Origin of the sequence: Bacillus sp. CECT 9360, assembly GCF_918741275.1 — a bacterium.
Lineage (GTDB): Bacteria > Bacillota > Bacilli > Bacillales > DSM-1321 > Peribacillus.
On the sequence record NZ_CAKKNA010000005.1, the window covers coordinates 225,814 to 249,688 of the forward strand.

The 23,875-nt window shown below is 42.7% G+C and carries 20 protein-coding genes and 1 pseudogene; 5 read left to right on the top strand and 16 right to left on the bottom strand.

Features of this window, described 5'->3' with window-relative positions; translation table 11 throughout:
- Positions 1 to 10 precede the first annotated feature (10 nt).
- The 3 genes from LQ216_RS08015 to LQ216_RS08025 all read right to left on the bottom strand — a co-directional run bounded on the left by LQ216_RS08015 (position 11) and on the right by LQ216_RS08025 (position 1,929).
- A complete protein-coding gene (locus tag LQ216_RS08015) occupies positions 11 to 397 on the bottom strand; it encodes a sporulation protein (protein ID WP_230128644.1) in 387 nt (128 codons plus the stop codon).
- A gap of 19 nt (positions 398 to 416) precedes the next feature.
- The gene (locus tag LQ216_RS08020) at positions 417 to 548 is read right to left on the bottom strand and encodes an FbpB family small basic protein (protein ID WP_230128645.1); all 132 of its coding nucleotides are present in this window, start codon (positions 546 to 548) and stop codon (positions 417 to 419) included.
- 562 nt (positions 549 to 1,110) lie between these two features.
- Complete coding sequence (locus LQ216_RS08025) at positions 1,111 to 1,929, bottom strand: radical SAM protein (protein WP_230128647.1); 819 nt, start codon at positions 1,927 to 1,929, stop codon at positions 1,111 to 1,113.
- Positions 1,930 to 2,147: 218 nt separating this feature from the next.
- On the opposite strand from LQ216_RS08025, the gene LQ216_RS08030 reads away from it, so the two are divergent.
- Positions 2,148 to 2,300 (top strand): lmo0937 family membrane protein, encoded by a 153-nt coding sequence (locus LQ216_RS08030; RefSeq protein ID WP_230128649.1) that lies wholly within the window; start codon positions 2,148 to 2,150, stop codon positions 2,298 to 2,300.
- 125 nt (positions 2,301 to 2,425) lie between these two features.
- On the opposite strand, the gene LQ216_RS08035 is transcribed toward LQ216_RS08030, so the two are convergent.
- From LQ216_RS08035 to pgmB, 3 genes are all read right to left on the bottom strand, one after another.
- On the bottom strand, positions 2,426 to 2,932 hold the full coding sequence (locus LQ216_RS08035; protein WP_230128651.1) for a GNAT family N-acetyltransferase: 507 nt from the start codon (positions 2,930 to 2,932) through the stop codon (positions 2,426 to 2,428).
- Positions 2,933 to 3,005: 73 nt separating this feature from the next.
- Positions 3,006 to 3,398: a thiol-disulfide oxidoreductase DCC family protein gene (locus LQ216_RS08040; protein WP_230128653.1), complete on the bottom strand. Its 393-nt coding sequence runs from the start codon at positions 3,396 to 3,398 to the stop codon at positions 3,006 to 3,008.
- A 159-nt stretch (positions 3,399 to 3,557) separates the two neighbouring features.
- Positions 3,558 to 4,211, bottom strand: a complete 654-nt coding sequence (gene pgmB, locus LQ216_RS08045) for a beta-phosphoglucomutase (protein WP_230128655.1) — start codon at positions 4,209 to 4,211, stop codon at positions 3,558 to 3,560.
- A 17-nt stretch (positions 4,212 to 4,228) separates the two neighbouring features.
- On the opposite strand from pgmB, the pseudogene LQ216_RS08050 reads away from it, so the two are divergent.
- Positions 4,229 to 4,846 (top strand): annotated as a pseudogene (locus tag LQ216_RS08050) (substrate-binding domain-containing protein); the annotation flags it as partial.
- 103 nt (positions 4,847 to 4,949) lie between these two features.
- Here LQ216_RS08050 and LQ216_RS08055 read toward each other — a convergent pair.
- From LQ216_RS08055 to LQ216_RS08080, 6 genes are all read right to left on the bottom strand, one after another.
- Positions 4,950 to 6,050: an aminopeptidase P family protein gene (locus LQ216_RS08055; RefSeq protein WP_230128657.1), complete on the bottom strand. Its 1,101-nt coding sequence runs from the start codon at positions 6,048 to 6,050 to the stop codon at positions 4,950 to 4,952.
- Positions 6,051 to 6,054: 4 nt separating this feature from the next.
- On the bottom strand, positions 6,055 to 7,047 hold the full coding sequence (gene galE / locus LQ216_RS08060) for a UDP-glucose 4-epimerase GalE (RefSeq protein WP_230128659.1): 993 nt from the start codon (positions 7,045 to 7,047) through the stop codon (positions 6,055 to 6,057).
- A 15-nt stretch (positions 7,048 to 7,062) separates the two neighbouring features.
- Positions 7,063 to 8,232, bottom strand: a complete 1,170-nt coding sequence (locus LQ216_RS08065) for a galactokinase (protein ID WP_230128661.1) — start codon at positions 8,230 to 8,232, stop codon at positions 7,063 to 7,065.
- A 30-nt stretch (positions 8,233 to 8,262) separates the two neighbouring features.
- Complete coding sequence (gene galT, locus LQ216_RS08070; RefSeq protein ID WP_230128663.1) at positions 8,263 to 9,783, bottom strand: UDP-glucose--hexose-1-phosphate uridylyltransferase; 1,521 nt, start codon at positions 9,781 to 9,783, stop codon at positions 8,263 to 8,265.
- A gap of 83 nt (positions 9,784 to 9,866) precedes the next feature.
- Positions 9,867 to 11,804, bottom strand: coding sequence for a beta-galactosidase (locus LQ216_RS08075; protein ID WP_230128666.1), 1,938 nt, complete (start codon positions 11,802 to 11,804; stop codon positions 9,867 to 9,869).
- Between the two features lie 12 nt (positions 11,805 to 11,816).
- Complete coding sequence (locus tag LQ216_RS08080) at positions 11,817 to 12,824, bottom strand: LacI family DNA-binding transcriptional regulator (RefSeq protein ID WP_230128668.1); 1,008 nt, start codon at positions 12,822 to 12,824, stop codon at positions 11,817 to 11,819.
- Between the two features lie 303 nt (positions 12,825 to 13,127).
- On the opposite strand from LQ216_RS08080, the gene mglB reads away from it, so the two are divergent.
- From mglB to mglC, 3 genes are all read left to right on the top strand, one after another.
- Positions 13,128 to 14,195 carry a galactose/glucose ABC transporter substrate-binding protein MglB gene (gene mglB, locus LQ216_RS08085; RefSeq protein WP_230128670.1) on the top strand — a complete coding sequence of 356 codons (1,068 nt, stop codon included), beginning with the start codon at positions 13,128 to 13,130 and terminating at the stop codon, positions 14,193 to 14,195.
- A 75-nt stretch (positions 14,196 to 14,270) separates the two neighbouring features.
- The gene (gene mglA / locus LQ216_RS08090) at positions 14,271 to 15,776 is read left to right on the top strand and encodes a galactose/methyl galactoside ABC transporter ATP-binding protein MglA (RefSeq protein ID WP_230128672.1); all 1,506 of its coding nucleotides are present in this window, start codon (positions 14,271 to 14,273) and stop codon (positions 15,774 to 15,776) included.
- A gap of 12 nt (positions 15,777 to 15,788) precedes the next feature.
- Positions 15,789 to 16,817: a galactose/methyl galactoside ABC transporter permease MglC gene (gene mglC, locus LQ216_RS08095; protein WP_230128674.1), complete on the top strand. Its 1,029-nt coding sequence runs from the start codon at positions 15,789 to 15,791 to the stop codon at positions 16,815 to 16,817.
- Between the two features lie 48 nt (positions 16,818 to 16,865).
- Here mglC and LQ216_RS08100 read toward each other — a convergent pair whose 3' ends face one another.
- The 4 genes from LQ216_RS08100 to LQ216_RS08115 form a co-directional block, all read right to left on the bottom strand.
- The gene (locus LQ216_RS08100) at positions 16,866 to 18,992 is read right to left on the bottom strand and encodes a choice-of-anchor J domain-containing protein (RefSeq protein WP_230128676.1); all 2,127 of its coding nucleotides are present in this window, start codon (positions 18,990 to 18,992) and stop codon (positions 16,866 to 16,868) included.
- A gap of 167 nt (positions 18,993 to 19,159) precedes the next feature.
- Entirely contained in the window at positions 19,160 to 21,760 is a 2,601-nt protein-coding gene (locus LQ216_RS08105) for a calcium-translocating P-type ATPase, PMCA-type (protein WP_230128677.1), read from the bottom strand.
- Positions 21,761 to 21,997: 237 nt separating this feature from the next.
- On the bottom strand, positions 21,998 to 23,173 hold the full coding sequence (locus LQ216_RS08110) for a toxic anion resistance protein (RefSeq protein WP_230128679.1): 1,176 nt from the start codon (positions 23,171 to 23,173) through the stop codon (positions 21,998 to 22,000).
- A 1-nt stretch (position 23,174) separates the two neighbouring features.
- On the bottom strand, positions 23,175 to 23,825 hold the full coding sequence (locus LQ216_RS08115; RefSeq protein ID WP_230128681.1) for a 5-bromo-4-chloroindolyl phosphate hydrolysis family protein: 651 nt from the start codon (positions 23,823 to 23,825) through the stop codon (positions 23,175 to 23,177).
- Positions 23,826 to 23,875: the final 50 nt, after the last annotated feature.

Here is a 23,875-nt window from a genome sequence, read left to right on the forward strand (position 1 = left end):
CTGAACTTGGTTACTGGACGATTTGAATCATATCCTGGTCACTGCTGTGTACACCTTCGTTAAAAGTGAGCCTTGTTCTAAAACGGTATGATATTTCTTCCGTCGAAGCCAAAACAGAAGCCGGAAGTTGAAAGGCGAAAGAGATCTTGTTCGATTCTTCCGCATTAATACGCGTTGTGGTCAGAATCGTTCTTGAATCAATGACCTTTTCCATTTCTGTTTTATCCGCTACTACCAAATCACAGTCAATTCGTTTTAATTGCTGCTCGATGGTACCGCCTCTGATATGGAAGTACCCATGAACCGGATCGCCAGGCTTATATGCCTCCTGTTCCAGTACAAGATCGATTTTTGCAGACCCAATGCCTAAAAGAGACATGTATTTTCTCAGTATCAATGATTATCCTCCTGGATTATTAGTTATTTAAGCTTTTTGCGTATTTTTCATCTACACGCTTTTCAATTTTTTCGAGCTGCGATTTATCTTTCAGAAGCTCTTCTTTGTTTTTCTGCATTAATTCAGAAAAAGACCTTTTCATTCTTTTCATGACATCATCTCTCCAATCCTTCGTAGTTAATTAAGTTGAAAAGCCATCTCCAGGCCATTATTTTCTAAATTAAAAAGCCTTCGCCATGATATGGCAAAGGCTTTAAAAACAAATAAAGACCTCTACCAATCGGTAAAGGTCTTGCTAACAACGTCACGTTGCCAACAAAGCCGGGAGTGTTACCTCCGAAATGACGACTTTGTTGTAAAAGCTACTCCCCTTTAGGAGAACGATTCAACTAGTTAAATTAATCATATTATATGAACGCAGAAAGTGTCAAAGTTTTTTTATTATTTCAAATGATTTAGTAAATGGATTTTCACACTTTGGACACATTTGTGCGATAATGGCCTAGTTTTGCTGGTTGTCGGTTCTCCGTGCAGCCGGCTGATATCGTAATAGTGATTCTTGAACTTTATGAGCTATTATTATTTGAATTTACGGGCGATTATTGAATTTTATGAGCTATTATCCGGATTTACGAGCGGTTATTGAATTTTACGAGCGATTATCCAGATTTACGAGCGGTTATTGAATTTTACGAGCGATGAAGAAACCTTTTTTATTGTCCCGGTCTGAAGCCTTCCTTAGAAAGACCCACTTCACCAAGCTCCGCCTGCAGCATTTTTAGAACTACTTTATAAGCAGTCGGATTAAACCATTTTTCCATGCCCGTTTGTTGATATATTTTATAGATACCTAACTTCTCGGTACGTCTTCCCCCGCTTCCATCTCCCATCCAATAATCATCCAACGTTACTCGGCTAGCAATGTTTTTCAGTTTCTTTGGGAATTCTCTTGAACAAGGTAACAGAGGGGAGATGGTAGCTTGCGTCAGGATGCCCGCTTCGGATATCTCTTTTAATGCTTTCATTCTGGCGGGGATGGGCGGAGCCGAAGGTGAAAAGGCCTTTCTGATTTCTTCTTTATCTGTTTCAATCGTCAACGAAATTCTAATCTTATTGCCGAATTGTTTAAATAAGTCGATATCCCGTTTTACTAACGGTGAACGGGTTTGTACAAATAAGAAATCCGGCTGCTCTTCCAGCATTACTTCCAGCAAACTTCTTGTTAAATTAGTTTTCGCCTCTATCGGCTGGTATGGATCGGTTGCAGAAGACATGAAGATATTGACCGGACCTTTTTTCTTAGCTCTTATCAATTCTTTTCTTAATAGTTCAGCTGCATTGGTCTTCACATCCACCCATGTTCCCCAGTCCTCTTCGCGATATAGGGAAACAGGCAGCTGCCTTACATAACAATAGGAACACCCGAAAGCACAGCCGGCATATGGGTTCAAAGAATGCGAATAATCGTCTAATTGCCCTTTTCCAGGTGTTAATATACTTTTCGAAACAATATCTGTTACCTGCAATTTCAACTGTATCACACACCCTTTTTCTAACTTGAGCACATAGCTAATCGGATAAGAATTAGTGAAAAAATATACCATATATCTGGAAGTCTGTATACAAAACAGCTTAAATTTAATATTCGTCAGATACGCTTGACTCTAAAAGTTTATCCTCACAACGTTTCGGGAACAAAACAACTAAAGATTCTAAGAAATTAAAATAAAGCAGAAAGAAGGCTGAAAATATGCTTTGGACAGTTATAGGTGCATTACTACTATTTTGGGTGTTAGGGTTGGTTTTGGACATTGCTGGGGGAATCATACACTTTCTATTGATTATTGCTGTTGTCGTTTTGGTAATAAAGCTCGTGAAAGGGAGAGGGCGTAATAAAGTTTAGCAACATTTAGGAAAAAGGGCTGGCTAAAGGGAGATTGAGTCTTTTAGCTCAGCCCTTACTTGTTCGTTTTTAATCGAATGGTAAGTAGTTGAACTAAGCAGGCGATTATTATTTAATTATGGTTATTATAAAGACTTATAATAAAGAATGGTTGCATGCAACTGCCCATCCGCTGACTTCGCATAATTAGGGATTCGTCCTGCTGCAACATAACCCATGGAAAGATAGAGTTGGTTCGAAACGTCTCCTTCTCTTGTATCCAGAATCAGAAGGGATAACCCCTCTTGCTTCGCCCTTTCTTCCACTCTCTGCATCAATAAACGACCGATCCCATTTCGTCTATGATTAGGATGTGTCATTACTTTTGCGATTTCTCCCCTATGACGTCCATTCTGTTTCGTGGGAAAATGTAATTGAATGCTTCCCGCTAATTCATTATTAATTTTGGCTATATATAGAATTACATTAGGCTTTAACAGAGACTCCCAGTAGTTTCGGGCCTCGTGCATTTCCAATGGGGGAAGATACCCAATTGCCGCACCATCTTCAACTACCTCTACCAGAAGCTCGGAAAGTTCATCTATGTTATCTCCAATTACATTCAATTCCTCAACCTTCACATCTCTTGCCAACACAATCCCCCCATTTTCTCTATAATACCGAATTATGCCTGCCCCTTTGCTTATGAAAGCAATCATTCTATCTTTAATCGATGAACCTATCCTTGTACTCAGGTGACGGCAGCATACAGCTGTCTTGTTTTCCGAACCATTTATAGCGGTTCCTGGCAATGATATCGTAAAAGAAATCCCTTATCGGCTTTGGTATGATATGTAGGATAGAAAGCAGCTTCCAGCCACCCTTCAGGTTTCTACTAATCTTCAAGGCAGCAGTGGACTTTATATAGCTTTTATCATTTTCTATTAGAACAATGCTATTTAAACTCTGCGATAATCCATACTTTTCAATCAGTTCTCTACCAATATCGCTCTGAAGCGAACCAAACCTATAATGAGCTTCAGGATCCTTCTTTAAGATAAATTGGACGCTGCTATTACAGAAGTTACATACACCATCGAATAAAACTATGTCGCCCATTGTTTTTCACCTCGGTAAATAGATTAGTTGTCGGTTGATAAACGCCCTTGTTTTTCTCTTTTATTCTAATTATAACTTATCACTCATTCTATAATAGGAATGTTTTTCAATTAAAAAAGCTTGTAAATTCAATTCGATTTACAAGCTTACTTTTATGAACTACGCTTCTATCCATTTTTTATATTCAGCTTTTATCGTATCCCATTGAAGCAGGTCAGTTGTAGCCACCTGGTAATCGGATTTATGGAGGGTATTGCCTACACCGACCGCGAACATTTCGCTCGCTTTGATGGAATCAATTCCTGCCGCCGCATCTTCAATGCCTATTGACTGTTTTGGATCCGCACCAAGCTGGCTACATGCTGTTAAAAAAATTTCCGGATCGGGTTTGGAGTTTTTGATTTTTGCAGCATTCACCACGTAATCAAATGCATTCTCTAACTGGAGGGCCTTTAAGACGGTGCTTGCATTTTTTGAGACCGAAGCAAGCCCTATTGGAATTCCTTCGACTTTAATATTTGCAATAAGGTCCAAAATTCCAGGCAGAACATCGTTTGGCGTTAATTCGGTCAAGAACTCACAGTAATGAAGGTTCTTCTTTTCAGCCATTTTTTCTTTTTCTGCTAAAGTAAAGTCGTTTTGCCGGTTTCCGAATTGTAAAATCAACTCCAGGGAATCCATCCGGCTTACTCCCTTCAACCGTTCATTAAATACTTCGTCTATTGTTATCCCTAGTTCTTCCGCCAATTGCCGCCAAGCTAAAAAATGATAATGCGCGGTATCAGTAATGACTCCATCTAAGTTCTCCTGCAAATGAGGACTTTTTCAACCAATTAGATGGTTTTGATATTCCAATTGTAGTTATTGGAAAAGTAGACGGTGATTTTAAAAATATCTTTTCTGTCGACACCAATAACTATCAGGATAATTACGATTTAACAGAGTATTTAATTGATCAAGGACATAATGCTATTGCGTGTTTGCATTCACCCCCTGATTATCATGTTTCTGTTGATCGACTGGAAGGATATAAAAATTGCATAGTAGATCATGGCCTGCCTCTAAGGAACGAATGGGTTATTGATAGTGGATATACAGTTGAAAGCGCCTATCAGGCTGCCAAAAGACTTCTTTTGACACCAAACAGACCTACAGCTGTTGTCGCAACAGATGATTTAAAAGTTATGAGTATTTATAAAGCAGCGGCTGATAATGGAATTTCGATTCCGGAGGAGCTATCCATAGTTGGCTACAGCAATTCCAATATTTCACCATTTTTAACTCCTGCATTGACGAGTATCAGGATTCCAGTCAATCGATTAGGAGAAGAAGGAACTGAGCTTCTCTTTTCTAAAATTAGACAAAATAAAAAAACGATTGCCCGGACAATCATCCCAACAGAAAGAATCATACAAGAATCTGTTGCTAAAATCCCAAGCAGAGCGTAACAAAAAAGACCACTTTTCTACATCGCTTGGGCTTACAGGGCCATCGTTTAACAAAAAAATGCATAAGCAAAGAGAAGGCGGTTTATATGCCTTCTCTATGAATTTAACGAACCAGTATATCCGGACGAAGGTATTTCTTCCCTTCATGTTCAATCTCCATATAAACCCAATCGCCGGTATAGGTCATGATTTCATTTTCGTGTTCTCCTACCAGGATGGTGTCTTCGAGCTTAATCCCTTCGATTGCTGGATTCCAGGCAAAGGCCTGATTCAGATGGACCACGCCTTTACTTTCAGGTGTGGCAATGAATTCACGGCTGGCATAGCCCGTTGGTCCGCCCTGATGGAGAAAGCGCCAATCTTCGGGATGCCCCACTTCCTTATATTGATCCAAGCCCAGCTGCAAGACGTCTTTTATCGCTGTCCCTGGGCGGGTTGCCGCAACCATGGCTACCTCGATTTGAACCAGCTTCTGTTTGTTTTCAACTAATTTTTCCGGAAGCTTCCCAAAATGGACAAACCTTGTCACATTTGCGACCAAGCCTCCCTTTTCTGCGCAAAGGACAACCATCGCATATTTCTCCAATTTCTTGGCTGTTGGAATGGGGTGTCGGTATTTAAAGACACGCTCATCCGTTGAAACAAGAATTACTTGAGGATTAATACCATCCTTCATGACCTTGCCGGCTAAGTGGGCAGCAATCTCATATTCAGTCCACCCAGGCTCTACTTCATGACATGCTGCCTCTACTGCTTTAGCCGCTTTTTCAGAAAGTAAGCGATAGCGGGTGATTTCCTCTTCATTAAGAGTGAAACGCAGGCTCGCTAATTCCAGGCCGAAATCAAGAAATCCTTCAAAAGGGACGTCAGTTGCCATCGTTTTCCCTTTACACAGATTACGGATGGCTTCATCTTGGTCCTCATACCATTCCATGGAAATAAATTCATAGCCAAGCCCATCAAGCTCTTCATCCTTGATCCGGGCCAACTCCATTTTCGAGGTAATGCAATACTTTCGATCTTCAAAGATGACCAGGTCGGCTACCCCTATTTCCGTTGTATTTACAATATGATTGACTTTCCCGCCAGTCATCCATGAGAAATTGTTTCGTTTACGGAAAAAGACCCCGTCTACCTTTTTTTCTCTTATAAATCCGGTCACTTTCTCTAGAGGTGTATCCATGTCCGACCAACCTTTCTTCATCAAACTATTCCTTACCTACATACCCCTTGGGATTTGTTTTATGCCATTTCCATGCCGTTTCTATAATCGTTTTTAAATCGTCGAATTGCGGTTTCCACCCCAAAATATTGCGGGCCTTTTCGGAGGATGCGATTAGTACGGCTGGATCGCCGGCCCTTCTCTGGCTAATTTTTTCCGGAATTGGGTGGGCCGTTACGTTCCGGACCGTTTCGATCACTTCTTTTACCGAGAAGCCGGTTCCGTTCCCGAGATTAAAAACGTCACTTGTATTGTTTTTGCGCAAATGCTCCAGTGCAAGAAAGTGGGCATTGGCAAGGTCCGAGACGTGGATATAATCGCGTATGCAGGTGCCATCTTCGGTTGGATAATCATCCCCGAAAATACCGATCGACTCTCTTTGGCCAAGGGCTACCTGAAGGATGATCGGGATCAAATGGCTTTCAGGGTTGTGGTCTTCTCCAATCAAGCCTTCCGGATGTGCTCCTGCGGCATTAAAATAACGAAGTGAGACGGATTTTAAGCCATAGGCCTGGTCACACCAGCGAAACATTTTTTCCATGGCTAATTTTGTTTCTCCATATGGGCTTGTTGGATTGGTCGGATCCGTCTCCAGAATGGGAATCTGCTTAGGCTCGCCATATGTAGCCGCTGTCGAGGAGAAGACGATTTTTTTTACTTGATGATCAAGCATCACAGATACAAGGGTATGGGACGCGATTAAATTATTTTCATAGTAAGGAAGCGGTTGGTTTACACTTTCGCCCACCAGGGAGCTGGCCGAAAAATGAATGACCGCCTCAATTTCATGCTTGCTGAATATGGAGTTAAGAAAGCTGCGATCGGCTATATCCCCTTCATAGTATGCTCCGCTCTTTACTGCTTGCCGATGCCCTGTCCTGAGGCTATCGACAACTACCACTTCTTCTCCTCTATTCAGTAATTCAACAACTGTATGACTGCCTATATAGCCGGCACCACCTGTTACCAAAATGGCCATTCGCATTTTCCTCCTTTATATTTCCTTTGCTCCGTCGCCAATTTCACATATATAAAATGTCGGCTCGTAACCTACCTTCGATTGATAACCTTTCGTCACCTTGCCTATGAACTCCTCTACCGCCTCACTTTTGACAAGGCTCACATTGCAGCCGCCGAACCCTGCTCCTGTCATTCGCGTTCCGATACATCCGTCAACCTGTGAGGCGACCTCATACAATGAATCTAATTCAATACCTGTGACTTCATATAAATCCCTTAAAGATTCGTGCGACTCTTTCATCATCTCGCCAAATCCCATGAGATCGTTCTTCTTTAGCTTTTCCATCGCGGTTAAGACTCTTTCATTTTCAGTTATCACATGTTCCACACGCCGGCGTATGACTTCATCCTTAATGTGCTCTTTTACTTCCTGCCACATTTCATAATTCACATCCCCAAGGGAACGAACTTCAGGCAGATGAGCCTGGATCGCCTGTAGCCCTTTTTCACATTCGCCGCGCCGTTCATTGTATTTTGAATCGGTAAGACCGCGTCTTTTATTAGTATTAGTGATCACGAGTTTATATCCGTCAATCTTAACGGGTACATACTTAAATTCCAATGTATCACATTTTAACATGATAGCGTGGCTTGCCTTTCCCATTGCCACGGCAAATTGATCCATAATTCCGCAATTGACTCCGACGAAATGATTTTCTGCGCGCTGGCCTAACAGGGCAAGCTCTATCATCGATATTTCAAGGCCTGCCAGTTTGCTTAATGCAAGTCCTGTAACAAGTTCGATGGAAGCTGAAGAAGAAAGCCCGGCCCCGTTCGGGATGTTCCCATGAAACAGGACGTCTGCCCCTGTGAAGTGTTCTGGCCCCGCCAATTTTAGCAGTTCGTTCAATATACCAATCGGATAGTTCACCCAATCATATTCTTCTCGATATTGCAGAGTCTCAGTAACCCTACATTCTGCTTTTGTTTCAAAATTGGTGGAAGCAAAACGATAGATTCCATCTTTTCTCAGACTTACCAGCGCCCATGTACCAAAGGTCAGTGCCGCCGGGAATACATAGCCCCCATTATAATCAGTATGCTCCCCGATTAGATTCACCCGGCCGGGAGCGAAGAAACTCCTTACACCTTCCTGATGCCCATATTCCTTCAAGAAAAAATCGAATAATTGTTGAGGGGTCATTTTATTAACCTTCTTTCCTCCATATACTTTTTATAAAGCCTGCGATTCTTTCAACATTCCAAGAAAGCGCAGAAATGCTTGCTTCCCTTCCCTGTCTCTTTTGAACACTCCGGCATGCTCAAGCACTTTTAAAAAAATATTCCCTATTTCTTTTTGCAGGATGTCCATGACGTTGTCCGCATGGATGCTTGGATGTGCTTTCAGGATAGCCTCGTACCATTCCCAATGCTTTAAGACCGATTCATCCCACTTCTCTTTTTCCAGCGAATCAATCAGGTAGTGAGCGAGCTTCTCCAACTCGGTTGCCAATCTGCCCGGTAAAACAGCGAGTCCCATCACTTCAATTAAGCCGATGTTTTCCTTTTTGACATGATGCAATTCTTTGTGTGGGTGAAAAATCCCATCCGGGAACTCTTCTGATGTCCGGTTATTTCTCAATACAATATCCATCTCGTAAAGTTCGCCCCGTCTCCGGGCAATCGGAGTGACCGTATTGTGCGGTGTGTTTCCACTGTATGCAACCACATCGACCGCTTGATTGCTGTAATCGAGCCATTTTCTCCAGACGAACTCAGTCGCAGCCTTGACCTCTTCCTTCTTGCCTCTTACTCTCAATACAGACATCGGCCACTTCACAATGCCAATCGTTACGGAAGGAAAAGAATCCAGACTTAGGGTTTCTTCCATATCAGCCCTCTCAAGGGCAAACTCATAGCGTCCCCCTTGAAAATGATCATGAGAAAGAATCGAACCCCCAACAATAGGAAGGTCTGCATTGGAACCCAGGAAATAATCTGGAAACTTCTCTATAAAGTCAAGAAGACGGTCAAATGTTTTATCAGATATTTTCATAGGCACATGCCGTTTTGAAAAAATAATGCAATGTTCGTTGTAATACACATAAGGAGAATACTGAAAACACCAATCCTCTTTACCCAGCTGGATCGGTACAATACGGTGGGTGGCCCTGCCCGGGTGGCGCAGGTTTCCTTTGTACCCCTCGTTTTCGACACATAGAAGACAGGTCGGGTATGAAATAGCCGGCGCCTGCTGTAACAAGGCAATTTCTTTCGGATCTTTTTCAGGCTTTGACAGATTAATCGTGATATCTATTTCGCCATACGGGGTTGCCGATTTCCACTCCTTATTCTTCGCAATGCGGTCTGTACGAATATAATTCGAGGCATTGGAAAGATGGTAGAAATAATCGGTGGCGGCCTGCGGGGCTTGTTCATAAAGCCCTTGAAAATCACGGATGACCTCTCCGGGACGGGGCATCAGGCAATCCATAATTTCTGTATCAAGTATATCTCTCTCTGTAAATGTATTGGATGAGATGACACCATTTCCATAAGCCCATTCGAGTATATTATCGAGTATTTCTGAGAGCTCACGCGAATCCCGTTCAACTTGACTATCCTGCCAATCGTCCAATCCCAGCACGGATAAAATACGGTTGCGCGAATAGATCATATCCTCTTTTTTCAGCAATTTCTGTTCGAGTCCATATTCCAAAAGAGACTGGATATGAGTATATATAGTGGCTGACATATGTACACCTCCAAAAGTTGGATTGGGAAGCCTGTAAGTAGCATAATTAATTCAATTCCGCTGTTCATTTATTTGATTGAAAATCAAATCTCCCTTACGATCTTGCTTTCAAAAGGTTTAAAAGCTTTTCCATTTAAATGTTTCGTTTCACTTGTATGATTCATAATAAAGTAATAGTTTTCTAGATGAGTACGCTTGTATACTTCCAGCCCTTCTTCCGTCTCGAGATGCCAGATTCTACTGTTTTTCAAAATTTCTTTTGCAAGGCTTTTCAAGATGTCTTCATCCGCACCGCATCCAATATAAAATACAGACCCTTTACCGAACGTATTTCTCGTGATCGCGGCAGCGTTTCCGAATAACTCGTCTTCGTAGCGGTACATTACCTCAGCTGAGACGGGCTCAACAATGTCCCTCCAGATATTGGTTTCCCCTTTTACCTTTCCATCTACGGACCTAATCGATAATGGCGTGAATAATGATTCACTGTCATGTATTTCAACGCCGGCCAAGTCTTTTACATAACCAGGGAGAGTCATTTCAAAATGAATGTTATTATGTTTATCTTTAATCCCGGTACGATAAGAGAAAACTAACGTGCCGCCTCTGGCAGCATAGGCCTCAAGCCGTTCCGCCAAGTCCTTTTCGATGATCTGCAGGCAAGGGACTAACACGATGTCGTAAGATAAAAAGTCTCTTGTCACCGGAATCACGTCCATTTGTACATTGTGAGCGAAAAATGGCTTATACAGCCTAAGAAGCTCTTCTTTAAAGTCGAACCCTTTATTTTGCGGCTGATACCGCCACGACCAAATATTATCGTAATCATACAAAACAGCCACCCTCGGCTGAATGGAAGCATTAATAACTTCCTCATATTGGCGTATATCGCTGAAAACCTCTTGCACTTCCCGATACTTTCTTCCGGTTGAATTATCATGGTCGATAATCCCGTAGCAGAATTGCTCGGCTCCCCTGGTCATCCCTCTCCAGCGGAAATAAAGCATGTTATTGCAGCCATGGGCAAACGCTTGGTAACTCCACATCTTTGCTTCGCCTGGCCTTGGCAAATACCCGATCAGATTGTGTCCCTGCATTCCCATGATCTCTTCGACAATCCAAAAATGCTGATTTTTCAAGCCGCGGTTAAAATCGAGGCTCATCGCCGTTTCCGCCGGATGAACTGGCTTTTCCAGCCCGCCCCAAACCGGATAATTATCATACGAAACGAAATCCATGTCCTCCACATTTTCGGCATGGTCGAACCATTTACTAAAGAATCCGCCGGATACATTCGTCGTGACTTTCTGATGGTCCCCTTTATGCTCCCTTGCCGTTGCCGTCATTTCATTTGCGAAAACATTCAGGGAATGGGAACGGAATCTTGCCCAGTCAAGCAGCAGGCTGGGATTATGCTGGGTAATTGTCTTCTTCGGCACCGGTATTTCGCTGAAATCGTTATACGTTTGACCCCAGAAAATCGTTCCGTAGATTACATTTAACTCTTCAATACTCTTGTACTTGCGGGACAGGTATTGCTGGAACTTCTCATGGCATTGGCCACAATGACACATATCACTGCCTTCATGACCGAATTCATTGTCGATTTGCCAGACAATAATTCCCTCTTCAGTTTGATAATGTGTCACGACCTTTTCTGTAATGATTCGCGCGTATTTTCGATAAATATCCGAATTATAGCAGTATTGTCTTCTGCCCCCGAAAACCCGCACCGTACCATCCTCATTTTCACTAAGAATAGAAGGGTGCTTCTTAGCGAGCCAGGCAGGAAATGTCGCGGTAGGCGTACCAAACATTACTTTCATGCCATATTGTTTTGCCTTTTCGATTACCTGATCAAAGAAAGAAAAATCATATTCCCCCTCTTCTCTCTCAATCAGATGCCAGGCAAACTCCCCAATCCGGATCATATTGGCGCCTAATTCTTTCATCCTACGAAGATCATCATCCATCATTTCGACTGGCCAATGCTCTGGATAGTAATCAACTCCAAGAAACATGTTCTACTCCTCCTAACTTTTCACGCCTGAACTCTCTCTTATCATCAGCTTACACGGTGTAACGATTTTTTTTGCCAGTGTCCGCTTCGATTGAATTTGTTCTAACAATAGATCGACTGCCGTATCCCCCATAAACTCGGTCTGTACTTTTACCGTCGTTAAAGGCGGGTGGACGTATTGTGCCATCTCGATATCATTGAAGCTTACAATCGATATATCCTCAGGCACCCGTATGCCATTCTCATGGAGGGCCCTTAAGGCACCAATCGCCATGGAATCACTCGCAATGAAAAAGGCAGTGGGAAGATCCCCGGAGCCTAATGCTTTATTCATAAGCTCAAATCCATCCTCCGCTGTAAAACGTCCGGTCCAAACGTATTCTTTACGATACATGTCTCTCAGTTTTAAATACTCATAAAAAGTAGCTTCGCGCTCATCCCTGATAGGCTCGTCATCCTGCACATATTCCTTCCCGCCGATATATCCGATCCTTTCGTGGCCCTGGTTTAGCAGATAATCCAGCACCTCAATGATGGCCTTCCGAAAGTCGGGAACCACACAATCAATCTCATCGGAGAAGGAGTAATCAACAAGAACGAAATGAGGCGATAACTGCTTAAATAACTCCAAATCCTGGTTGCTGTATTTTCCTGCAGCAATCACACCCTGCAAAGAGCCCTTGAAATTTGTCTTGTAGGTATCTTCATTCCTGTATAGCTTCACTAAATTGATGCCCCGTTCAAAGCATGCTTTCTCAATGCCCAGCCGGATCGATAAATAATATGGGTCTGCCAGTTCCTGATCCTCAGAGTACCAATAAAAGAGCCCCACATTCACCGTCGTTTTTGCTTGTGGTTTTTGATGAGACTTAATTCTGTGATAGTTCATTTCTTTAGCTACAGCTATAACCCGTTCCTTTGTCTCTTCCGTAACGGACAGGCTATCATCATGATTCAATACTCTGGAAACAGTAGAAATTGATACACCCGCTTTTTCTGCAATGCTTTTCAAAGTCGTCATTCCCACTCACCTGCTCCCTTTAACTTTCCAAAAAAAATTACGTTGTAAGACGGATTCCTTTTTACTAAAAATTTTACTATTTTTACTCCAAATAATCCACATAAAAAAGATAACGCTTTCATAAATTTTTATACAATCTAGTAAACACTGCCTTTTTAAGAGATTTTTATCAATAAATAGTAAAATTTTTGTAGAATTGTATTGTTTTATTTTTAGTAAACTTGTAAAATTATTCATGTAAAGCGCTTTCAAAAAACGCTTACATAAAGTTTTGTCATTAAATAGAAAAAGGGGATTGATGTAATGTTTAAAAAGAAAAAAGGTTTAGTCCTATCTTTAACAATGGCTTCCACTCTCTTGTTAGCGACAGGCTGCAGTGACTCCACTGGCGGTTCAGGCGACAGCGGGGGCGCAGGAGGCGATAAGGATCTGCCGGCTGTAGGAGCAACGATTTACAAGTTTGATGATAACTTTATGTCTTACGTACGCCGTGCGATGGAAGATTCAGCAAAAGGAAATGTAAACCTCATGCTGAACGATTCTCAAAACGACCAAGCAAAACAAATTGAACAAGTCGATACGCTGATCGCAAAGGGAGCTAAATCACTGGCTATTAACCTAGTTGATCCAAAAGCGGCCACGACTGTTATTGATAAAGCAAAAGCAAAGGATCTTCCTGTAGTTTTCTTTAATAAGGAGCCAGATGCTCAAGTTATGCAAAGCTATGATAAAGCATGGTATGTCGGAACAACTTCATCCGAATCAGGTGTCCTTCAAGGACAAATGATCGCCAAAGCATGGGAAGAAAATAAGGAAAAATGGGATAAAAACAAAGATGGCAAAATCCAGTACGTTCTACTAAAAGGTGAACCTGGCCATCCTGACGCCGAAGCCCGGACTAAATTCTCCGTAGACACAATCAAGGAAAAAGGCATTGAAGTAGAAGAGTTAGCGATGGATACAGCCATGTGGGATGCGACGAAAGCGACTGAAAAGATGGATGCATGGCTAGCCAAATATAACGAAGAGATTGAATTTGTTATTGCTAACAACGATGGAATGGCATTAGGTGCTATTGCCGCTCTTGAAAAAGCTGGTTATCTCTCAGGTGACAAATTCATGCCTGTAGTTGGTGTGGATGCGATTCCTGAAGCACTTGAAATGATCGAGAATGATAAATTGGTTGGTACTGTACTGAATGACGCAAGAAACCAAGGTAAAGCGGCCGTTGATCTTGCAGCTAATGCTGCTAAGGGCAAGGACGTATTGGAAGGTACAGAATGGAAACTGGATGATACAAAGTCAGTCCGTGTTCCTTATGTGGAAGTAACAAAGGCTAATATTCAAGTAGGAAGAGACGCTTATAAATAAACAACGGATCACTAAAATATGAGAAGCACTTTTAGTGCCTCTCATATTTTTTAAATGGCGAGAGGAGGATCGCTCATGTCAGTAACCAGTACTGCTTATTTACTGGAGATGCAAAATTTAACGAAAAGATTTCCCGGAGTAATCGCTCTGCAAGACGTTACACTCCGTGTGAAGCCAGGGACGGTACATGCCTTGATGGGCGAAAATGGCGCAGGAAAGTCCACCCTGATGAAATGCTTATTCGGAATCTACTCGATGGACGAAGGCAGAATTGTTTTCAATGGACAAGAGGTTTCCTTTGTCAATTCAAAGCAAGCGCTTGAAAATGGGGTTTCCATGGTCCACCAGGAGTTGAACCAGGTTCGCCAGCGGAACGTCATGGATAATATTTGGCTTGGCCGATATCCGAAAAAAGCCATCTTCATCGACGAAAAGAAAATGTACGAGGATACGGTTGCTATTTTTAAAGACCTTGATATTAACATCGATCCGCGCAGAAAGGTCAGCACCTTATCTGTTTCGGAAATGCAAATGGTCGAGATCGCCAAAGCTGTCTCTTATCATTCAAAGATTATTGTTATGGATGAACCGACTTCATCCCTAACAGAAAAAGAAGTCGATCATCTATTTAAAATTATCAAAAAGCTTCAGAGTGATAACATAGCGATTATTTATATTTCTCACAAGATGGAAGAAATCTTAAAAATTTCCGATGAAGTCACCATTATGCGTGACGGCAAGAGCATTGCGACGAAAAACTCAGAAGACCTGACAACGGATGAAATCATTAAGCTGATGGTTGGCCGGGACTTATCACAGCGCTTTCCAAGTAAAATAAATCATCCCGGAGAAGTGACTTTGAGAGTTTCAGATCTAACTGCGGAGACACAGCCTTCCTTTTCCGATATAAGCTTTGAGTTAAGGAAAGGTGAGATCCTTGGGATTGCCGGATTGGTGGGCTCCAAACGAACAGAACTCGTTGAAGCATTATTTGGCTTAAGATCTTTAAGGGCAGGAAGCATTGAATTGCACGGCAAAGAGATCAAAAATCTTTCTCCGCAGCAAGCGATTAAGAATGGCTTTGCTCTTGTTACGGAAGAAAGAAGGTCTACCGGAATCTATCCGGAACTGAGCGTTAGCTTTAACTCTATTATTTCTAACTTAAAGCAATACAAAATAAAAGGCGGATTCTTATCTGACCGTAAAGTGCACGACGATACAAAATGGGTGATTGATTCAATGAGAGTAAGAACCCCTTCCCAAAAGACGTCAATCGGCAGTTTGTCGGGCGGAAATCAGCAGAAGGTCATCATTGGACGCTGGCTGCTGACGAAGCCGGAAATATTACTGCTTGATGAACCGACAAGGGGAATTGATGTAGGGGCAAAATTCGAGATTTACCAGCTCATCAATACCTTGGCAGCCGATGGAAAAGGAATCATTATGATTTCCTCCGAAATGCCTGAACTGCTTGGGGTCACTGACCGAATTTTAGTAATGAGCAATGGAAAAGCAGCTGGAATCGTTGATACAGCAACTACATCCCAAGAAGAAATCATGCGATTGGCAGCATTGTATTAGGAGGAGATGAAAATGAATAAAGAGGCATCACAAAAAACAAATATTTTTAATCCCAAGTGGCTGTTAGATAATGTTATATATGTAGTTCTTATCCTGCTCGTCATCGGGATTGTTATCGCTTCACCTGACTTTCTGTCAGTCACCAACCTCATCAATATTTTAAGCCAGTCATCGTCCAGGATCATCATTGCGCTTGGGGTAGCCGGAATCCTAATCACAGCGGGTACGGATTTATCAGCAGGACGGATGGTCGGACTCGCTGCCGTTATTTCGGCTTCTCTTTTGCAAGCATCGGATTATGCCTATCGGATGTATCCGAATTTGCCTGATATGCCGCTATTTGTGCCTATTTTAATTGCAATGGCAGCAACCGGGATTTTAGGGGCATTGAACGGTGTCATCGTAGCGAAATTTCACGTACCTCCTTTCATTGCAACATTAGGATCGATGATTGGAGTCTACGGGATTACTTCCATCTACTTTGACCGCCCGCCATATGGCGCCCAGCCAATCGGCGGTTTGAGCCAAAGCTTTACCACATTTGCGCAGCGCGGAATTCCGCTCGGCCCATATGAGCTTCCATACCTGGTTATTTATGCGATTATCGCATCTGCAATCATTTGGGTCATTTGGAATAAAACACAGCTGGGTAAAAATATGTATGCTATTGGAGGCAACCCTGAAGCAGCAAAGGTTTCCGGTGTGAACGTGGCCAGAAACCTGATCATTGTCTATCTGATTGCCGGCCTGTTATACGGTTTTGCTGGTACACTGGAAGCCGGCCGTGTCGGCAGCGCTACAAACAACACAGGTAATATGTATGAGCTTGATGCCATCGCTGCCTGCGTGGTGGGTGGTGTATCACTCGCAGGGGGAATCGGAACTGTCCCTGGTGTCATTACAGGGGTATTGATTTTCCAAATCATTAACTATGGTCTTGCTTTCCTGGGAGTAAGCCCGTATATCCAATTCATCGTGAAGGGTGCCATCATCATCCTCGCGGTAGCCTTTGATATGAGAAAGCATGCGAAGCGAAAATAATAACAACGTGAAAAGCCCTCGGCCTGGCCGAGGGCTTTCTCATTACTCTTAATCTTTCTTATGCTTCTTCTTATCTTTTTTGTACTCAATTTCATACGTGAAAGCTACTGGATTTTTCTTGTCAGCCGGTGCTGCGTATGACGTGATCATATAATTCTTGCCGTCTTTGAATAACTGGCGAAGCTGGAGCGATTTTTCTTCGGTTACATTAAACGGCTCAACATGGACCACTTTATACTCTGTTTTCGCGTTCTTCCCTTTACCTTTCGTTTGTTCATTAATAAAGGTCACGGTATATTCAACATACTGTCCTAAAACTTCATCGATTGACTTGAAATTGTCCGTTGATGAACCATCACTGGAAAAACCGATTTCCGGAATTTCGATGTTATCAACAAACCAGCCTTCCTCTGTAGTTCCCCAATCAGTCATATAACGGAATGAAACCAAAACTTTCTGGCCGGCATATGCAGATAAATCAAAGGACTCATTCTCCCAGCCGTCGCTATGGCCTGTGAAACCTGGCAGATTCGCTTTAATTGTTGGATAGCCTTCTTCTACAACGTCAGAACGGGTATTTTCATTGGCCAGACTCTTCCATGTCTTTCCACCGTCTGTCGAAACCTGGACCGCTGCGAAATCCCATTGTTCTTCAATTTTATAATGATGGTCAAAATTCAAAGTAGCTTTATTGACATTGGTTAAATCCGCTTCAAGGATTAAGGAATTATCCGCTTCATCGCCCGCATTGCCCCATAACACCTTATTATTGGCATCAACTGGATCAGCTACGGATTTCCAAGGGGATGGCAGGAAATCCACTCCGTCAAAGGAGATGTTACGGATCTTGCCGGAGTTTTCAATTTCCTTGAAGTCTCCACCCCACGCAGGCACCCCTTCTTTTTCAATCGCCTTTGCAGCCTCATAGTTCACGGTAGAACCGCGTTTCGTGCCTTTGTCATCAACCTTCAAATCTCTTAAATCAATACTGTCAAAATTATAAATTCCTTTACCTGGTTTATCGCTATCAATGGCGAGTGCTGTGATAAAACGATTATACACATCTTCGAAATCAAGCTTTTGCCCGTGCGCAGGCAGCGTTTGGTTCACGCTGTCAATGCCGTTCGTGTCATTCAATGCAAGATCCCGAATGAACTCCCTGCCGAACTTATCATTCATATAAAGCGTAAATAAATACACTTGTCCATAATCAGCGATCGTTTCCGGACCTGTTTTGGCCGCTTGATGCTCATCCCAGCTAACTAAAGAGTTTTCTGGATGATCGAGATAGAAATTGATTGATCTGTCATCATGGCCATACCCGCCAAGATACTCGGAGAAAGTAGACATTCCTTCATTTAACCATGTTTCTTCATCACTATCATTGTCGCTATGGATCAAATGCTGAAGCTCGTGGATCGTTGTACCATAGAAAGTATTCTCAAGACGGGTGTCCCAATCTCTTGAATCAATGGTAATGATGTTTCTATCAATATAGTTTTCTAGCGTTCCCCAGAAAAAGCCCGCAACAAAGAATGGATAAGTAGGATCATTGTAATTATCATCGATAATATTATCTACGAGCATAATGACTTTATCGCTACCTTCGTAGTAGCCTTTTGGCAATAATTTGTCATTGGCAATTGGTGATTTGGATCCATCATGGACGTCCGGTGTTCCGAAGAATTCAGTCGCTTTCGGATAGATGTTTGCGTCGAACTCATTCTTTAATTTATCAACCTGCTCCTGTGTCACCACATGGGTCGGACGGCTATCTCCTTTAGGGAAGGAAAGATCGTTAGCTACCCAGATTTCCACATTATCACCGACGCTCCTTAAGGTGAAATCTTTGAAAGCTAAATTTCGATTCAAAAACTTCTTCGTTCCGCCGTCGTATGTAAATGGACTTCCTGCTGGAGTAGATTCACTGCCTGATTGTTCATCAAAATTAATCGTTTCCGCCTGCTTCTTAATGCTGTCTTCCGCCTTCTTTTGGAACGCTTCATCCTTGGACAAGCTGTTTAAATAACCATCAATATCAACCCTGTCGCCATAGCGTTCTGTATCCCAATTTTGCGTTGCCGCTTCTGCCGTGGGCGCTGCTGATCCAACAGGCGCTAGTAGAGATAGCGCTAAAGCACCGGTTGATAGAACTGAAAATAATTTTTTCTTCAACTAAGTGACCCCCTTACAATAATTGTATTAATGCATAAATTATTCTAACATGCCGAATTTTCTGAATAAAGGGTCGATAGGACTACATCCTAATTAAAATGAAAGAACAAAAAGGCTGAAGAGGAACAGTATATCTTCCTCTTCAGCCTTTTTAGTTTTTACATTATTTAACTTCTAACAAACAATAATTTATAAATCTGAATCAGCACAAGCGGCACGAGCGACAATCCATAGATCATATAGAATTGTGCGCTATTCAGATCTGCCACTTCAAATACGCCTTTCAGCGGTTCGAACATGAGTACCAGGTGCAATAGCAAAATCCCCAGAATCACCGCAAACCAGATATATTTATTGGAGAATACTCCGATTTTGAAAATGGAATGTTTCGCTCTTGCATTGAATCCGTGCAGCAATCTTGAGAGACAAAGAGTAGCGAATGCCATTGTGCTTGCGATTGCGGCGTCTCCAGTTGATAATCCGATATGGAAGGCAACCAGGGTGACAATCGCGATCAATAAACCTTCTGCAATAACCCTTCTCGCGAATTGCCCATTTAACAACGGTGTTCTAATATCCCTTGGCTTTTCTTTCATGATGTTTTCGTTGTGCGGCTCCAAGCCGATTGCGATAGCCGGTAGACTGTCTGTAAGCAAATTGATGAATAACAAATGCACAGGTGCGAACGGTACGGGCAAGGCTCCTAATGACGCGTATAGTACCGCGATGATTGCCCCGGTGTTCCCTGATAACAGAAACCTGATTGCGTTCTTAATGTTCTCGTAGATGCTTCTTCCATTGGAAATCGCTTTGACGATCGTGGAGAAATTGTCATCGGTCAGCACCATCGATGAAGCGTCTTTCGCCACCTCTGTACCGGTTATCCCCATAGCGATTCCGATATCCGCCTGTTTTAAGGCCGGGGCGTCATTTACGCCATCCCCCGTCATCGCCACGACATTTCCTTTTTCCTGCCATGCCCTTACAATCCTGATCTTATGCTCCGGGGACACCCTCGCATACACGGAAATATCTTCAACCTTGTTCTGGAGCTCTTCATCGCTGAGCTTTTCCAGTTCAATCCCTTCAACAGCTTCCGATTCATGTTTCAGAATCCCGATTTGCTTGGCGATAGCACTGGCGGTAATTCGGTGGTCACCTGTAATCATGACCGGCTTGATGCCTGCCTCGATACAATCCTTTACGGCCGCTGCCGACTCTGCTCTTGGAGGGTCCATCATCGCCGTAAGGCCCACAAAGATGAAGTCCTTTTCATCTTCAAAACTGATAGTAGGATCATCGACCTCTTTATAGGCGAACCCGAGAACCCGCAATCCATTTCTTGAAAATTCCCTATTTGCTTTTTCGATGTCTTTTTTATGTTCTTCCGTAAGGTCGATTACCCCCTCTGAAGTTTCGATTTTCACCATTCTTGTGAGGAGGACATCGAGTGCCCCCTTCGTGATCATCACTGTCCTTTGGTCGATTTTGTGAACCGTGCTCATCAGCTTTCTGTCAGAATCAAACGGGATTTCCCCGATTCTTGGATATTCTCCCCTGACTGTCTGCTCATCCAGCTTATAGGTTTCCCCGAAATTAACGAGTGCAATTTCCGTAGGATCCCCCATTTCCTTCTTTTCTTCGGTGATCGAGTCATTGCACAGCAGGGACATTAAAATAAAATTCTTTTCCAGCTCCCTGTCTTGGTTCAGCTGATTATGCTCCACTACTTTATTATCAACAAATACCTTTTGCACGGTCATTTTATTCTGTGTTAGCGTTCCTGTTTTATCTGAGCATATGACGGAAATGCTTCCGAGACTTTCTACCGCATGGAGCCTTCGAATAATCGCATTTTGCTTGGCCATTCTCTGCGTGCCAAAGGCAAGTACAATCGTTACGATCGAGCTTAGTGCTTCCGGGATCGCCGCTACGGCAAGCGATACCGCGAACATAAAGGAGTCGACAATTTCGCGTCCTCTAAATAGATCAAGCCCAAAAATAACCAAAGCGATGACAATGATGACGATGGCCAGCTTTTTCCCGAAATCATCCAGACTTGCCTGCAGAGGCGTTTTCTTTTCCTTCGCCGACTCCAACAGATTGGCGATTTTCCCGATTTCCGTCTTCATGCCAATTCCAGTTATTAAAACAACTGCTCTTCCGTAAGTGACGAAGCTTCCGGAAAACACCATATTTACTCTGTCGCCAATCGGTACGTCATCTTTGTCAATTGGTTCAACGGACTTGTTAGAGCTTACCGATTCACCAGTCAGGGAGCTTTCATTGACCTGCAGACTATGGCTTTCAATAATTCTGCCGTCCGCACTGACGTAATCGCCGGCGTCCAGATAGAGAATATCCCCTACCATAACTTCCCTTGAAGGGATTTCCGCTCTTTGCCCGTTCCGTAATACCTTGGCTGTCGGTGAAGAAAGGGCCTTCAGGCTGTTTAAAGATTGCTCCGCCTTAATATGTTGGACCGTACCGAGAATAGCATTAATCATGACCACAATGAGGATAACAATCGTGCTTTCAAACTTCCCTAAGAAGGCGGAAATCAGCGCTGCAGCAAGTAAGATGATAACCAGGAAGTCCCGAAACTGATCAAAAAACACTTGTACCGCACTTCTGCGTTTCGCTTCTTCTAATTCATTGAAACCGTATTGCTCTCGCCTTTTCTGGACATCATCAGAGCTTAAACCCTGTTTAGACACATCCAAGGTTCTCATCACTTCATCTGATGATTGCCTGTAAAATTCACTCATTCTGTATCTCCCTTCCCGATTAAGAAAAAATTCCGTTATTATGCCTTATTATCGCAACTTAACATGAATTTTATGAACTTAACTTTAACTTTAAATGAAAAAGGCCACTAACCCTTTATTAGGATAGTAGCCTTTCTGAGAAAATTAAAACTTAAAAATACAGGTTAACTTGATTTAAGCGCAAAAATAATGATGTTTACGCGAAAGTGGAAATCCCGGGGTTTATCATCATGAAAGTCATCCACCTTTTACTTCCAACAGCTTTTGCCTTAGATCGTTTTCCATCGAACCAAGCTCCAGCTCAGCCTGACGCCGTTTATTCCGGCCTTCTTCCTGGATGCGCAAGGTTTCTTCTAGAGTGGAAAGTAAGTTTTCCTGGGTTTTCTTGAGCGTTTCGATATCGATCAGGCCACGTTCATTTTCTTTCGCCGTTTCAATTGTATTACTCTTTAGCATTTCCGCATTTTTCAACAATAGTTCATTTGTTGTCTTTGATACTTGCTTTTGCGCTTCGACTGCATTGCGCTGCCTGATCAGTGTCAGAGCGATTGCGACCTGGTTCTTCCATAAGGGAATCGCCGTCATAATCGACGATTGAATTTTTTCTACAAGCGCCTGGTTTGTATTTTGAATCAGACGGATTTGCGGAGCGCTTTGGATCGTTATCTCCCGACTTAATTTCAGATCATACAGGCGTTTATCCAAACGGTCGGCGAATTGGACCATATCGTTTACTTCCTGGAACTTCATTTGGTCATTTGTCGCTTCAGCTGCTTTCCGAAGCTCTGGAATCGTTTTTCCATGCAGCTCCTCCAGCTTGATTTCGCCAGCTGCAATGTACACATTCAACGCCTGAAAATACTCTTTATTATGTTCATAAAGATTATCGAGCATGACGATATCCGACAGGAGGACATTTTTGCTGCCGTCGAGCTTTACGCTGATCCGATCAATCTGTGCTCCTGTCTTTTGATATTTGGACAGTACCTCCTGAACGGAGCCCGTTACCTTGCCAAACATGCGGCCAATCAACGTCCGCTTCTCCGGCTTCAGCTCGTCCGGGTTCACATCGTTCAGTTTCTTCATTAATTCGCTTATGATTGTCCCTACCTCGCCAATATCCTTCTTTTGGACATGCTCAAGCATCGTTTCCGAGAAAGACAATAGCTTGGATTGCGCAGGCGTGCCATATGAAATCATCGCCTGGTGGTTTTTCGGGTCAATCTGTTTCGCAAGCTCGTAGGCCTTGGCCCTGTTTTCTTCCGGGATGACATCAATGAGTTTAGCCGTTTTTTCTTTTTTAATTTGTAGGTTGGCAGCTTGTCCGCTGTCTCCGAATGGATTGGACAATAAATCATCCATTAAATCCGCGCTGCCCGTTTTATTTAACAGGGATGGGTTGGTTTCGCTCATATTATCTCCTGCCTTCTTTAAGTAATTGCGATTCTTTTACTGTTTTGATCGAATGCTTGGCGACATCCATCTCGAAATGAAGCTGATCAATATCATCAGAAAGGATATGATATAAATCTTCTTCGATCGAATCTTTGATCTTATCCAACATCCGGCGCGTATCGGCAAGAGATTTCTTAAGCTCTTTATCCTTTTTAGGCTGGGCCGATAAAAAAACATATTTCTCCGCCAGCTCGACTGCCGAATCCAAATGGGTAAAATAAAAACGTTCCGCCTTGTAAAAACGCTTCGGCTCCTTTTTAGTCAAACCGTATATTTTTCTCGTAATCCGGGCGAACTCAATTCTATCTTTTATAGAAGAAATATCCCGCATGGAAACAAGCGCCTTATTCAGCCGGGTAATTTTTTGCTTAGCTTCATCTAAATTTCCTTTAATATATCGATACTCTTTCCTGGTCAGTCCGAACTTTTTTAATGAACGGTGCTTCAAATAAGCTGAAACACCAATATATATGACGATTCCGCCACCTAAGGAAACCGCTGTCGCGACCAAAAAGGTTTGGTTAAAAGCAAAATAAGTCACCAGCCAAAAAGTGACGGTTGCTGGAATGGAAAAAAATATGGTAACAAGGAATGAAAAAAACTGTTTCATCGTATATCGACTCCTGACATAAGCTCTATACCTACACATACGAATGGATG

Bases quoted from the DNA above. Each gene is read 5' to 3' on its own strand.
- LQ216_RS08020 (WP_230128645.1), bottom strand. From the start codon at position 548: ATGAAAAGAATGAAAAGGTCTTTTTCTGAATTAATGCAGAAAAACAAA.
- LQ216_RS08030 (WP_230128649.1), top strand. From the start codon at position 2,148: ATGCTTTGGACAGTTATAGGTGCATTACTACTATTTTGGGTGTTAGGG.
- LQ216_RS08040 (WP_230128653.1), bottom strand. From the start codon at position 3,398: ATGGGCGACATAGTTTTATTCGATGGTGTATGTAACTTCTGTAATAGC.
- LQ216_RS08055 (WP_230128657.1), bottom strand. From the start codon at position 6,050: ATGAAGAAAGGTTGGTCGGACATGGATACACCTCTAGAGAAAGTGACC.
- galE (WP_230128659.1), bottom strand. From the start codon at position 7,047: ATGGCCATTTTGGTAACAGGTGGTGCCGGCTATATAGGCAGTCATACA.
- LQ216_RS08065 (WP_230128661.1), bottom strand. From the start codon at position 8,232: ATGACCCCTCAACAATTATTCGATTTTTTCTTGAAGGAATATGGGCAT.
- galT (WP_230128663.1), bottom strand. From the start codon at position 9,783: ATGTCAGCCACTATATATACTCATATCCAGTCTCTTTTGGAATATGGA.
- LQ216_RS08075 (WP_230128666.1), bottom strand. From the start codon at position 11,804: ATGTTTCTTGGAGTTGATTACTATCCAGAGCATTGGCCAGTCGAAATG.
- LQ216_RS08080 (WP_230128668.1), bottom strand. From the start codon at position 12,824: ATGACGACTTTGAAAAGCATTGCAGAAAAAGCGGGTGTATCAATTTCT.
- mglB (WP_230128670.1), top strand. From the start codon at position 13,128: ATGTTTAAAAAGAAAAAAGGTTTAGTCCTATCTTTAACAATGGCTTCC.
- mglA (WP_230128672.1), top strand. From the start codon at position 14,271: ATGTCAGTAACCAGTACTGCTTATTTACTGGAGATGCAAAATTTAACG.
- mglC (WP_230128674.1), top strand. From the start codon at position 15,789: ATGAATAAAGAGGCATCACAAAAAACAAATATTTTTAATCCCAAGTGG.
- LQ216_RS08105 (WP_230128677.1), bottom strand. From the start codon at position 21,760: ATGAGTGAATTTTACAGGCAATCATCAGATGAAGTGATGAGAACCTTG.
- LQ216_RS08110 (WP_230128679.1), bottom strand. From the start codon at position 23,173: ATGAGCGAAACCAACCCATCCCTGTTAAATAAAACGGGCAGCGCGGAT.
- LQ216_RS08115 (WP_230128681.1), bottom strand. From the start codon at position 23,825: ATGAAACAGTTTTTTTCATTCCTTGTTACCATATTTTTTTCCATTCCA.